The sequence below is a fragment of the Paenibacillus sp. FSL H8-0457 genome, from assembly GCF_038051935.1.
GTDB lineage: Bacteria > Bacillota > Bacilli > Paenibacillales > Paenibacillaceae > Paenibacillus_AQ > Paenibacillus_AQ lautus_A.
Genome location: NZ_CP150293.1, coordinates 1,335,292 through 1,348,600 on the forward strand (window position 1 = coordinate 1,335,292; position 13,309 = coordinate 1,348,600).

11 protein-coding genes are annotated in these 13,309 nt (G+C 53.0%); 6 read left to right on the forward strand and 5 right to left on the reverse strand.

Annotation, left to right across the window (positions count from 1 at the left end; genetic code table 11):
• Positions 1-48: 48 nt before the first annotated feature.
• Both MHI43_RS05735 and pyk read right to left on the reverse strand, forming a co-directional pair.
• Complete coding sequence (locus MHI43_RS05735; protein WP_036662196.1) at positions 49-1,263, reverse strand: L-dopachrome tautomerase-related protein; 1,215 nt, start codon at positions 1,261-1,263, stop codon at positions 49-51.
• A gap of 145 nt (positions 1,264-1,408) precedes the next feature.
• A complete protein-coding gene (gene pyk / locus MHI43_RS05740) occupies positions 1,409-2,824 on the reverse strand; it encodes a pyruvate kinase (protein WP_036662198.1) in 1,416 nt (471 codons plus the stop codon).
• Between the two features lie 174 nt (positions 2,825-2,998).
• Here pyk and MHI43_RS05745 point away from each other — a divergent pair, with 174 nt between their 5' ends.
• The gene (locus MHI43_RS05745; RefSeq protein ID WP_036662200.1) at positions 2,999-3,778 is read left to right on the forward strand and encodes an AraC family transcriptional regulator; all 780 of its coding nucleotides are present in this window, start codon (positions 2,999-3,001) and stop codon (positions 3,776-3,778) included.
• Positions 3,779-3,825: 47 nt separating this feature from the next.
• Here the strand turns inward: MHI43_RS05745 and MHI43_RS05750 are convergent, their stop codons facing one another.
• Positions 3,826-4,782 (reverse strand): LCP family protein, encoded by a 957-nt coding sequence (locus MHI43_RS05750; RefSeq protein WP_012819282.1) that lies wholly within the window; start codon positions 4,780-4,782, stop codon positions 3,826-3,828.
• Positions 4,783-4,966: 184 nt separating this feature from the next.
• On the opposite strand from MHI43_RS05750, the gene MHI43_RS05755 reads away from it, so the two are divergent.
• From MHI43_RS05755 to MHI43_RS05765, 3 genes are all read left to right on the forward strand, one after another.
• Positions 4,967-5,716 carry a MerR family transcriptional regulator gene (locus MHI43_RS05755; protein WP_036662202.1) on the forward strand — a complete coding sequence of 250 codons (750 nt, stop codon included), beginning with the start codon at positions 4,967-4,969 and terminating at the stop codon, positions 5,714-5,716.
• A gap of 63 nt (positions 5,717-5,779) precedes the next feature.
• The gene (locus MHI43_RS05760) at positions 5,780-5,965 is read left to right on the forward strand and encodes a hypothetical protein (RefSeq protein WP_341283239.1); all 186 of its coding nucleotides are present in this window, start codon (positions 5,780-5,782) and stop codon (positions 5,963-5,965) included.
• A 92-nt stretch (positions 5,966-6,057) separates the two neighbouring features.
• A complete protein-coding gene (locus MHI43_RS05765) occupies positions 6,058-6,267 on the forward strand; it encodes a general stress protein (protein ID WP_012819284.1) in 210 nt (69 codons plus the stop codon).
• A 140-nt stretch (positions 6,268-6,407) separates the two neighbouring features.
• On the opposite strand, the gene MHI43_RS05770 is transcribed toward MHI43_RS05765, so the two are convergent.
• The gene (locus MHI43_RS05770; protein ID WP_009594357.1) at positions 6,408-6,746 is read right to left on the reverse strand and encodes a helix-turn-helix domain-containing protein; all 339 of its coding nucleotides are present in this window, start codon (positions 6,744-6,746) and stop codon (positions 6,408-6,410) included.
• A 160-nt stretch (positions 6,747-6,906) separates the two neighbouring features.
• Between MHI43_RS05770 and MHI43_RS05775 the strand changes: the two genes are divergently transcribed.
• Together MHI43_RS05775 and MHI43_RS05780 are read left to right on the forward strand one after the other, a co-directional pair.
• Entirely contained in the window at positions 6,907-7,845 is a 939-nt protein-coding gene (locus tag MHI43_RS05775) for an aldo/keto reductase family protein (protein ID WP_012819285.1), read from the forward strand.
• 263 nt (positions 7,846-8,108) lie between these two features.
• Positions 8,109-12,167 carry a tail fiber protein gene (locus tag MHI43_RS05780; protein ID WP_036662205.1) on the forward strand — a complete coding sequence of 1,353 codons (4,059 nt, stop codon included), beginning with the start codon at positions 8,109-8,111 and terminating at the stop codon, positions 12,165-12,167.
• An 85-nt stretch (positions 12,168-12,252) separates the two neighbouring features.
• Here MHI43_RS05780 and MHI43_RS05785 read toward each other — a convergent pair whose 3' ends face one another.
• Positions 12,253-13,227, reverse strand: coding sequence for an aldo/keto reductase (locus tag MHI43_RS05785; protein ID WP_036662206.1), 975 nt, complete (start codon positions 13,225-13,227; stop codon positions 12,253-12,255).
• Between the last annotated feature and the right edge of the window lie 82 nt (positions 13,228-13,309).

Here is a 13,309-nt window from a genome sequence, read left to right on the forward strand (position 1 = left end):
GGCAGAGGGCTTGATAGCCCGAACTGCCTAACCCTTTTTTCATAACCGTCAACCATATAAATACGACTTCACATCCCGGCCGATGTAGGCTCTCCATATAATCAGATTGTAAGGATCGTCCCAGTCAATGTTCTGCGGCTCCCCGAACATGCGGTGCAGGCGGTTGTTGTTGAAGATGATCGAGCCGCGCTGATCGAAAGCCACCCCGTCCACCCACAGCATTCGGTCATCGGACAGCAGCTTGTGAAATGAGCGCGTGCAGGGCGAATAATAACCGATGCCTTTGCCTTCCAGCATGGTGTAGAAGACATGGCCTTGATTGTCGGCATACATGCCGTCGGTCGTCGTTCCTTTGCTCCCCAGAGCTATAACGGAATTTCGAATGAGCGGATCGGGGGTATCGAAATTACGCAGCAGCCCCGTATCGATCGCATACAGATTGCGTCCGGTTACCTGGCAGTAGAAGAGCGTTTCGCGATCCGCCGCCAGGGCGATGCCGTCCGCGCCGATCCGGACCGGCTTGTTGCGGTAAACCGGCTCCGAATCGATCTCGAACCGGAACCTTGGCACGTCCTGCGTGCTGTAATGGCTGTCCAGGACCCGGCGGAATCTCTTCGTTCTCATATTGTAGACGATGATGCCGCCGTATACCTCGTGATCGGGCCAGCCGGAGCCCGAATCGGTGATATAGGCGTAACCGTTCCGGTTATCCACCACGATATCGTTAAGGAACGATGTCCGAGGCGGTGCAATATCATCCGGGATGACGATGGAGTCGATCAGGCGGTTTGCGCTCAGGTCCCAGATGACCAGCTTTTGCGAACCTTCGGGTGAGGTATTATACGCGATTTTTCCTTGATCCAGAATCCACATCCGGTTATGTTCATCGATCTCGTAACCCAGGACGGATTGCAGCGCTCGCACATCTCCCGGCGTATTCCACTCCCAGCTTGGAAAAGCATTCAGCACCGGCTTGCCGTTCACCATCACGATGGTGTTGAGCGTGGCGGGAACTCCTTCCGCCCAGCGCGGAACCGAAACATAGAAACGCCCCTGTCGGTCCACTTTGACGCCTGCAGGCATGCAGTGCTTCCAGTATTGATGCAGCTCGAACCGCTGCTTCATCGCAACATTCGGAAAGTTCCAGTCCAAGCGGTTCCAGTGGAACAGCATTTGGTAAGGACTTGTTGGGTGATGAGCTTTCCTTGCATGGGGAAGGGCAGTCTGCTGCTGCATCCCCATAGGATGATAAGGTATATACATTCTGGCAAGACCTCCGGTAACGTGTTCGGTTCACCCGAAACGGGCAGCGCCTTCCTTACGAGCTTATTCCTCTGAGTTCGTTATATGCCCAGAAGGTCGGATTGGCGCTGCTTAAATCATCGGAGAGGTCTTGTTGTGTTTTTCGTTACACTTGGAGAACCTTAATCAGATTCGTGTTGCCGGATTGACCGATCGGCACGCCGGCAGACAATACGATAATGTCGCCTTTTTCGATGTAGCCTGTCTTGATGGCGTTGCGGGTCGCGGACTCGAACATTTCGTCCGTTGTGGTAACCTTGTCGCCTTTTACTGGGATGACACCGGAGAGCAGGCAGATTTTGGCCAGCACTTCTTCATGCTGCGTGACGGCGATGATCGGTGCTTCCGGACGATATTTCGAAATCATCCGCGCCGTAAATCCGCTCTCCGTTGACGTAATGATGGCTTTGGCATTCAGCACGAGGGAAGAGCTGACCGCGCCTTGGCTGATGACCTCGGTAATATCGGCTACTTGTTGTCTGGATTTGAAAGCGAACTGGTCCTTATAATCGATCATGGTCTCGGCACGGCGGGCGACTGCCGCCATCGTACGCACGGATTCCACCGGATATTTGCCGGCGGCGGATTCTCCGGACAGCATGACCACGTCTGCGCCCTGGATCACGGCGTTAGCCACGTCGCTCACCTCGGAGCGGGTAGGGCGGGGATTGACCTGCATCGATTCCAGCATATGCGTTGCCACGATAACCGGCTTGCCTGCCAGATTGCATTTATCGATCATTTCTTTCTGCATCATCGGCACTTCTTCGATTGGCACTTCTACGCCAAGGTCGCCGCGGGCAACCATGATTCCGTCGGAGGCTTCAATGATGTCGTCCAGGTTCTCCATGCCCTCTCCGTTTTCGATCTTGGAGATGATCTGCACATGCTCCGCGCCGCGTTCCTTCAGGATGCTGCGGATTTCGCGGATGTTGTCGCCATGGCGCACGAAAGATGCGGCAATGATCTCGATGTTGTTCTCCAGTCCGAAGCCGATATGCATGACATCACGCTCGGTGACGCCAGGCAGCGTCGTTTTGATGCCAGGCAGGTTGACGCCTTTGCGCGGTTTGAGCACGCCGCCGCTGACGATTTTGCAAAGAATGTCCGGTCCGTCGACGCGAATGACGTTCAGGTCGACAAGGCCGTCATCGATCAAGATGCGGTCTCCCGGTTTCACGACTAGATTCAGCTCGGCATAATTGACCGAGATGCGCTGGGCGTCTCCCAGAGTTTCTTCGGTCGTCAGGATCAGTTCCTCACCGGGTTTCAGAAGGCAGGAAGCCTCTTTCAGCTTGCCGATCCGGACTTCGGGACCTTTAATGTCCATCATGATCGGGACATACGTGTTTAATTCGGATGCGGCCTGGCGAACATTCCGAATCCGGGCCACGTGATCCTCCGGCTCGCCATGTGCCATATTCAATCGGGCGACCGTCATCCCCTCCTGAATCATATTTTTCAACAGCTCGATGGAATCGCATGCCGGCCCCATCGTACAGATGATTTTTGTCTTAAGCATGGTTGGTTGTTCCTCCTTTGTATTTGCACCCTGCGGCATTTTGCAGCACTCGGGCTTCTAGAAATGTAAAGCTCATGAACTACCCTAATGATCACATTGTAGCCTGTCTTGTCGAATCATGATATGAACTATAGTACAATGAATGGATTATAGTAACGCAAATGAGGTGGGATTATGGTCACTCCGGTTGAAGTTCGGCAAATTAGCGGCGTCGATTGGTATGAGGAAGCAGACCATGGGAATAGCGCATGGCGGCTAACCGTGGCGACTTATGGAAAATGCGTATATTGGGTGAATGGAGATAAGCAGATTATGGAGAAGGGGGAACTGCTGCTTATTCCGGCCGGCGTTCCGTATTACGGCAAAAGCATCCCTACCGTGACGCACACGCAAATGGTCGTTCAATGGACGGGAGAGCCGCCCACGGCTTTATCGGCGCTTGAACGGGAAGAAGCGTTGAAGCATAAACCGGGCTGTTACGAATTGATCCACGAACGTTTGAAGGCGATCCACCAGCAGTGGCGGGAGCGCCCCTCTTATTATGCGATGATGATAGAAGCATTATTGACAGAAGTGTTGATTTATATCAGCCGAGAGCTGGATCGGGGCGTTATCACGCCTGAGAAGCACTTGCATGCGGAACGGATGAAATCTTACATTGAGCGGCATTACCGGGAGAGAATAACGAAAGAGGAGCTCGGCGATGCCATCGGCAAAACGCCCAATTACGCTGCGGCGCTCTTCAAGAGCGTCACGGGACAGACGATCAGCCAGTACGTGCACGCCCAGCGGATGAAACGGGCAGCCTATCTGTTGACGGAATCGCAGCTGACGGTACAGGAGATTGCGGTATTTCTCGGCTATCAGGACCTCTCCTACTTCTACAGAATCTATAAGCGGTTCACAGGCAGCGCTCCGTCGGAGCTGCTGCATGAGCGTCCGCGGACGGTCTAGCCGAAAAAAAAAGAGGGCATACGCCCTCTTTCGTTTGCTTGCTGGCTTTATTCAGCGGCATCGCTTTCGAACAATTCCTTTACGTACTGCCGCAATTTGTTTTTATCCACGCCGAGCACCTGGGCCCGTCCGACCTTCTCGTTAGTCAACAGCGAGAACGGCGGGATCTGCTGCTGATCGACTTTGTCCAGGTTCACGTCAAACCCGAGCGCCATCAGCTTCAGCATTTCCTTCGGGCTTAAGTCCGTCTCGATATAAGGCGCGATCGAATCCAGGATGCCGGGCAGCTTGATGAGCGAGTTCGTGGTCTGCATTTTCTTGGCGACTTCCGTCATGAGAATCCGTTGTCTTTCGGTACGGGCAAAGTCGGACCTCGCATCGTGCCGGAACCGGACATACTGCAGCGCCATTTTGCCGTCGAGATGCTGCAGCCCTTGTTTTAAATCGATGTCGTACATGTGCTTGTCGGCTTTGCTTGTGTAATACATGTCTTTCTCTACTTCAATGTCGACTCCGCCGATGGCGTCGACCAGGGCAATGAATCCGACAAAATCGGTGTAAACATATTTATGTATGGGCAGGTCCAACAAATCGCTGATGGTCTGTCTGGTCAGCTCGATGCCGCCGTAAGCAAAAGCCGAATTCAGCCTTCCTTTGCCATGACCGGGGATGTCCACGTAGGTGTCCCGCAAAATTGAGAACAAATGGGCGCTTTTCGTAACGGGATCGATGGAGGCCACCAGCATGGTATCGGATCTTCCGGCATCGTCTCCCCGGGAGTCTCCTCCGATCAGAAGAATATTGACGCGTTCTTTGCCCTCCCACTTCGGAATTTCAATGACCTCTTCCTGTGCGGCCCCCGTGCTGCCCGTTGGCTTCACCGGATTCGAAGCGGTCGAGATTTGGTTTGAGAATTGTATGATAGCGTAGGTATAGTACGAGATAATCCCCAAGATTCCAACGGATAATAAGAGCATGGCGTATTTGAACCATTTCCTTTTCATCGTTTCCTATAACATCCTTTCTGTTGAACTGAGTGCATAATGGACCATTCTAGCAAATTAATGAGCAAAAATCATATTTTCTTGAGAAAAGCGATTCCGGAGATTCGAAGGATCCGGGATCCATGATCATGTTGACTCTCCTCCAAGGGGAGGCCTTAGACTGTAGATCGAAGGAGGGAACAGCATGCTGTACACGGTAAAAGAGGTTTCGGAACTGTCCGGGGTAACCATCAAGACGCTGCATCATTATCACAAAATCGGACTGCTGCAGCCTGCCGAGATCAGCGATGCAGGGTATCGCTTGTACGGCGCGGCGGAACTGGAGCTCTTGCAGCAAATCCGGTTCTACAGGGAGATGGATTTTCCGTTGGAGCAAATTAAAGAGCTGATGGAGGAAACGCCGGATCGGCTCTCCATTCTCACGGAGCAGGAGAAGCTGCTTCTTGCCCGGTGGAATCGGCTGGAGCGCGTTCTGCAGACGTTGAGGCAGTCCATAGAATACGTTGGGGAGGGAAGACGCATGGAGCCGGAAGAAATGTTCAAAGGTTTTGATAGCGAAGAAGAGTGGAAGGATGCCTTGGCTGAGCAGAATCAACATTTGAAGGAGCGGTACGAGGTGGATTTGCTTGACGGTGCACCGATGGATGTTCCCAATATGAACGAGCAAGCGAAGGAAGCGGCAGACTTCATGGCTGGCATGGCCAATGCTTTGAAAACGGGAATCAGGCACGATGATGAGCGTGTTCAAGATGCGATCCACGAGCATTTGCGATTTATGAACGAGCATGGCCACGCTTTTACCGCCGCCGATTTTGCCGGGCAAACGAAGTTTTTCCTGCACGATGAATTCCATCTTCGGATGCTGGAAGAGCAGCAGACGGGGCTGGCTTATTATCTGCATGCGGCTGCAAAGGCGTATGCGAATCTGACGTAAATCCTATGATGAAGCCGCGCGAGCCGCGGCTTTTGTCATTTCTGACGCATACATGGATTCCGCATGAACCAGCCGGTACGGTTTCAGCGGCGAGGAGAGCCGCGAATGGCGCTGGGCGAGCTGCCCGCTGCCAGACGGTACCGGCAATTTCGAATACGTGGCGAATCCGGCGGCTTATGGCGACGTTCCCGTATTAAATCCTCCCGCCAAACCAGCACTCTACGCTGGGAACAGGTCCCTATGTGGTGAGCGAAGGAATCGAAAAGTAATGTTTAATTTTTTTCCGAAGGGTTAAATAGATGACGTAGCAGCAACAAAAAACAACTTAGGAGTGATGAACAATGGCTAACAACAACGGCAACAAAATGAGCAGAGAAGAAGCCGGACGCAAAGGCGGCGAAGCAACGGCCAAGAATCACGACAAGGAGTTTTACCAAGAAATCGGCCGTAAGGGCGGAGAGGCCACATCGGATTCCCACGATAAGGAGTTCTACGAGGAAATCGGCCGCAAAGGCGGAGAATCCCGCGGCAATCAAAACAATAACGATTAAATGAAATCTACAATCTAAAAATAGCAAGCTTTTAACAAAGCAGCGGCGGTTCCCGTTGAACGGAATCCGCCGCTGCTTTTTTTGAGCTGATCCCCCGGGCCCGGCTTGTTAGTCGGAAGGGGATCCTGGTTATCTTGAATTTAAGTCCACCGTGCTGCCCACAGCTTCATTTCCTTGCAGATGACATGCAGGTCCATGCCCTTCGGCGTTAGGGTGTATTCCACCGTAACCGGAACGGTAGGGAATACTTCGCGCTCCAGCACGCCCTGTTCTTCCAAGTGGCGAAGCGTCGTGGTCAGTGCCCGCGGGCTGACATTCGGGATTTGCCGCTGCAGCTCGCCAAATCGTTTCGTGCCTCCAAAGAGCTCCCGAATGACGAGAAAAGCCCACTTTCCCCCTAGGACCAGCAACGTTTTTTCGATATTGCATTCGATATGTTCGGGAGTTTTCGGTATGTAACTGCTCGCTTTATTTCCCATAACCATAGGCTCCTTCCGGTATTCTATTAACTATACTCCAGTATATCAGCTATCCTTCCTATAATATAGTGAAGAACATTTCACTTCTTCCGTGGGAATAGGAACTACTTTAGAATAGTTCATGTAGCATCCAAGTTAATCTATTGAAGGAGGATTTGCCATGAAATACAGAAGATTAGGACGCACAGGTCTCAAGGTCAGTGAGGTCAGCTTGGGAAGCTGGCTTACATACGGAGGTTACGTTGAACGCGAGAATGCGGTTAACGCGATTAAAACGGCTTATGATCTGGGCATTAACTTCTTTGATACGGCGAATGTTTACGAGAAGGGCGCAGCCGAAGTATTGGTAGGCGAAACCTTGAAAGCGTATCCGCGCGAATCGTACGTGCTGGCCACGAAGGCCTTCTGGCCGATGGGCGACGGCCCGAACGATCGGGGTTTGTCCCGCAAGCATATCATGGAGCAGGCGCATGCCAGCTTGAAGCGTCTTGGCCATGATTACGTGGATATTTTCTACTGCCACCGCCATGATCCGGAAACGCCGCTGGACGAGACGCTTCGCGCGATCGACGACCTTGTTCGCCAGGGCAAGGTGCTCTATGTCGGCGTCAGCGAGTGGCAGGCATCGCAAATTGCGGAGGCATTGACGGTAGCGGATCGTTTCCTCCTCGACCGCATCGTGGTCAATCAACCCATCTACAATATGTTTGAACGTTATATTGAAAAGGAAATCATTCCGCTCAGCGAGCGCTCCGGCATTGGGCAGGTCGTATTCTCCCCGTTGGCACAAGGCCTGCTGACAGGGAAATATACCTCTGCCTCCGATATTCCGGCTGACAGCCGAGCTGCGAAGCTGGAATGGATGCGCAAAGGCATTACCGAGGAGAAAATCGCGAAGGTTCGCGAGCTGGAGAAGATTGCGGCAGAGCTTGACGTGTCCGTGGGCAATCTGGCGCTTGCGTGGATTCTGCGTCAGCCGAACGTAGCCAGCGCACTGGTCGGCGCAAGTCGTCCGGAGCAGGTAACCGAGAATGCGAAGGCATCCGGTATCGAACTTAACGAAGATGTTCAGACTCGCATCGAGGAGATTCTGAAATAGGAATCGAATGCACCCTATCTCAGTGATCTGGGAGACAAGAGAAACCCGGGGACAACATAATAGATTGGTTTAATAAGGTGGCTTCTGACTTGGTTCAGGGCCATCTTTTTTTGCATACTCCTGATCAGGAAGTTTTCTTCACTCAGCTTGGCGGATGTTTAGATGCTTGAAAAATACCGATTGTCCTTTAATACTCTCTAGTAATATTATAATATTGATTAGTATTATAATAGGATAAATGCATTAGGGGGAGAAGTTGCAATATGCAAAAACGAAGGCAGATGGCATCCGCGAAATGGTTGAAGGTGATGTTGTCCATTCTAATAGGTTTGGAGGTTGTACTGGGTGTGTTCGCATCTCCGAAGACGGTTAAGGCTAATCTTCCAGACGCTCAATATCTGGGGGAGATCCGTCTATTTCCTTACCGGGATGGTCCCGAAGGGTGGATATACTGTGCAGGGCAGGTGTTAACGATAAATCAGGAAAATTCGCCTTTGTTTACTCTACTGGGCAGCAACTTTGGCGGGGATGGCACAAGGACGTTTGCATTGCCTGATTTACGGGAGGAAGAACCGGTACCGGGCATGGGATACTATATCGCGGCTGAGGGATTATTTCCGAGAGGCAGTGGATTGACCTCCAATACGATGCTGGGAGAGCTTCGGCTCTTTCCCTACTATATGGAGATGAATGATAACTGGGTCGCGGCTGACGGGACCGCTTTAAGCAATTCTGACCCTCTGTACGGCATCTACGGCACTGCATTCGGCCAAGACTGGCAGGGCAGCTTTAAATTGCCGGAGATTGACCCTGTGCAGCCCAAGATCCGGTATTTCGCCGCCAAGTCCGGGATCCAACCCAGTACGGCTGGTGCCGTATACATGGGCGAGACACGTCAGTTTCCTCTGGATATCCCTGCCCTCGCTTCCTTTAAGGCGGACGGTAAACTGCTGAATGTTGCCTCGAACATGGCGCTGTACGGCTTAATCGGCAACGCTTTCGGGGGATCGCCGGATCAAACGTTTGCGATTCCCGATCTTGGAGTCGATCCGCTGACAACGTATTATGTATTCCAAACGGGAATCGTTCCTGTCTTGCAGCAGGTTCAGCCCGTTAGCGTGCCGGATCAATACACGACGGCGGAGTCCACCGTATTAAGCGTTCCTGCACCGGGTGTTCTGAAAAATGATTCCGATGTCATGATCGCCAACATCGTGGATCTGCCTGCTCATGGAAAGATAACATTTCATAAGAATGGCTCCTTTACCTATACGCCGGATGCCGATTTTGTTGGCACAGATTCTTTTACATATATCGCTAGCAATAATAACAAGAGCGGCAGCGTAACCAGCGTTACCATCCACGTGGCAGAGCCTGAACCCCGGATAAGTGGTGTAACCGATGGAGGAATTTATAATCACGAAGTGACGCCTGTTTATACCCATGGCACGGGAACGCTGGACGGGCAGCCCTTTGCCAGCGGTACGACCATCCGCAAGGATGGCCAGTATAGACTGGTCGTCGAGTCGCCTCGCGGAAAAACGGTCAAGGCCGATTTTGAGATCGACCAAACCGCGCCTCTGGTTTCAGGCGTGGCAGATGGAGGCCAATACGATCGGGAGCTGCAAATCTTCTTCAATGAAGGGAGCGCAACGCTCAATCAGCAAGCGTTTCAAAGCGGAGACAGGGTTAACACGGAAGGGGAATTCGATCTCGTCGTAACCGACCGTGCAGGGAATAAGTCTGAGGTTCAATTCTCGATCTATTTCCCTAAAACCGTGACGTTCGACAGCAACGGGGGTTCTCCCGTGGCAGATGAGGTCGTCCCTTATCATACAACAGCAACGAAGCCCGTTGATCCGGTAAAACCCGGTTATGCCTTCGGAGGGTGGTATATGGATCGAATCTTTCAGCTTCCATTTGATTTTAAGACACCCATTCTGGCTAACCTGACGCTGTATGCCAAATGGAATGATGCGGATGCGCCTGTCGTGGTCGATCGGGCTCCTCTGCATCTGGCGGATGACGTGCCGATCGGGACGAAACTTGAATTCACGTTCGATGAACCCGTAACCGCAAGCAGCGGCAAATACATATCGATTATGAGAGCGGCGGACCATCAAAAGATCGAGTCGATCGACGTAACCGATAGCTCCCGCGTCAGCGTGATCGACGAGAAGGTTGCGGTAAGTCTGACGCGACAGCTGTCGTATCTTACGCGTTATTACATCCAAATAGAGGATGGCGCATTTCAGGATACAGCAGGCAACCTCTATGCAGGCATGAAGGGCCCTGGAGATTGGAACTTTACAACGGAGGCTGGGCCTGTCGCAGCACCGTTAGCACCTGCAAATTTGACGGCTACTGCAGGAGATGGTGAGGTGACCTTACTGTGGTCCACCGTCACGGGTGCGACTTATTACGATATTTATTCCGGGACGGAGTCCGGCGTATACGGGAGCTCACCGATCGCAACGGTTACGGGTTCGACGTATTCGGCAGGGAATTTACTGAACGGAACGACTTATTATTTTGCGGTGAAAGCCGGTAACGTCGGGGGTTCCAGCGCATTTTCGGAAGAGGTGAGCGCAAGACCGGCCGGTGCCGAGATACCCGTTCCGGGCGATGCGGATTTAAGCGGATTAGCATTATCGCATGGAACGCTTGCTCCGGCATTCAACCCTGCTGTCACCAGCTACATTAGCCATGTTGGAAACCGTATAACGGAGATCCGCATAACGCCGAGCGTTTCCGATCCTCAGGCAACGGTGACGATAAACGGTAAGGCTGTCTCCGCCGGACAGGCATCAGATTCGATCAGCCTAGCGGTAGGAAGCAACACCATTCATCTTATGGTTACGGCTCAGAACGGAGCTGCGAAAACTTACACGGTGGATGTGACCAGAGAGGCAGCCGCTTCTCCTGAACCTGAACCTGAACCCGGAAATCCTTCCAATCCGGGGACGCCGGGGGGCGGATCAGGATCTTCGGAAGGTCAAGGACCTGCCGTAAGCGGGAGTTCTCAAGCAGGTCAAGGGGCAGGCTCAGGGAAGAGCCCGACAGGCAGCAGCCACGTCACGTCGTATTTCAATGATGTATTGCAGACCGGCTTGATATTATCGGAGATAACGAAAGAGAATGGACAGACCGTGCTGACCGTCAAGATGAACGGAGACAGGCTCCAATCGCTGCTGGCACAGGAGAAGAACAGCCGACCGATCGTCCGGCTGCGCGCCACGGAGGGGCTTGATCAAGCCGTGGTGGTTCTGGATGGCAAGTCAGCCAAAGCGCTTGAAGCAAGCGGAGCGATGATTGCATTCGAGACCTTGGCAGGCAGCGTCCGTATTCCGGTTCAAGCCATTTCCGAACAGATCGGCAGTCTTGCCGGAACGAAGGAAGGCACGATTCAACTTGGGCTAGCCGATGGCAACGCCGCGATCAGCGCAAAGCTGAAGCAGGTCGGGAACGGGAAGTATTTTGGTGAACATTATGGCTCCATAGACGTTAGCGTCGCAGCCTATGATCAAGGAAAACGGCTGAGCGGAAATACCTATTCCTCTTATGTGGAGCTGGAAGTTCCCGTGGCAGAGGGGTCAGCTGCCATCGTGACAACGGCCGTCCTGCTGGATGATCAAGGGAAGGTTCATCACGCACCAACCCGGCTGGTTACGAGGGAAGGCCGTACTTACGCCATAATAAAAGGTTTATACAGCGGGACGTATGCTTTAATCAGCCACGACGAAGAATTATCGGATATGAAAGGCCATTGGGCCGAGGCGGCGGTGAACGAGATGGCGTCACGCCTTCTCGTTGGCGGCAGAGGCGCCGCCGGATTCCATCCGAATGAACCGGTAACCCGTGCGGAATTCGTCACCATGATGGTACGCTCGCTCGGTTTAACGGAGCAAAGCAATACAAGCACGTTTCAAGATGTAACTTCCCGGGATTGGTATGTGGGGGCCGTATCGGCGGCAAGCGGAAGCGGACTCATACACGGTTATGCCGACGGGACCTTTTTGCCGAATGGCTTGATCTCCAGACAGGAGGCGATGGTTATTTTCGCAAGAGCGTTAAAGTTCGCTGAGGTTTCCCCAATGGTAGAGGCCATGGATTCGGAGGCTGTGCTGGCTGCTTTCCAAGACCGTGCCGAATTGGCAAGCTGGGCGAAGGCGGCTGCAGCCGAAGTGGTTCACGGCGGACTCATGAGCGGTTACGATACCAAGCTGAGACCTCGGAGTGATATGACCAGGGCGGAAACGGCAACGATTCTTCTACGGATGCTATCAGCCTCGGGGATGATCGGAGATATGCCGTCTAAATAGTGGTTTTCGAGTATAGAAGAAAAAGAGCTGCACCGAAGGACCGTTGGTCCCGGAGCAGCTCTTTGTATTAGCGGAACATCGCAGCTTACCCCAGCCGATACGTCGCAAACGGCTTGGCATGAACAAAGCCGTCGCTGATTTCATCCAGGCTCGAACGCAGGGACTCGTCCAGCTTAATCTCGAGGCTTTTCAGGTTATCGTCCAGCTGTTCGGTCTTCGTAGCCCCGACGATGACGGTCGAGACGGCAGGGCGGTCCATCAGCCAGGCAATGGACAGTGCGCTGGGAGAATGGCCGTGCTCTGCTGCGAGCTGGCTGACTTGTTGACCGAGCTTCAAATTGTGCTCTTCGAGGAAGCGATTGAAGTTCGGGTCCGTTTCCGCGCGGGAGCCGGCAGGCTTGCTTGCGCCCTGACCGTATTTGCCGGTGAGAATGCCGCCGGCCAGCGGGAAATACGGAATGATGCCAACGCCCTGATCGAGACAGAGGGGGACAAGCTCCAGCTCCGGCGTACGGTCTGCCAGGGAATAACTCGTTTGGGTCGATACATAACGGGCATATCCGCGCAATTCGCTGATTCCGAGCGCCTTCATGATTTCCCAAGCGGCATAGTTGGAGGCGCCGATATATCTGACCTTGCCCAATGTTACCATGTCGTCCAGCGTGCGCAGGGTCTCCTCAAGGGGAGTGTCCGGATCAAACGTATGGATCTGATATAGGTCTACATAGTCGGTCTTCAGCCGCTTCAAGCTGTTCTCCAGCTCTTGCTGCAGATGATAGCGGGAGGAGCCCCGTTCGTTCGGTCCTTGGCCGTTCACGAGTCCGGCTTTCGTGGCTAATACGACGTTATGACGTTTGCCCGCCAGCGCCTCACCGATGATGCGCTCGGATTCCGATCCGGCGTAAATATTGGCGGTATCGATGAAATTGATGCCACGGTCCAGCGCGTGATCCAGGATCCGGGTGGATGTTTCTTGATCGGCTCTTTTGCCAAAAGCGTTCGTGCCGAGCCCCAGCTCTGAAACCTTGAGGCCGCTGCTGCCAAGACGGCGATAATTCATGCTTGATCCCACTCCTTTATGTATAGATTTCCTATAGTATAAACATGATCCAAGAGGCGCTTCAAATGGAAAGTTGCGATAG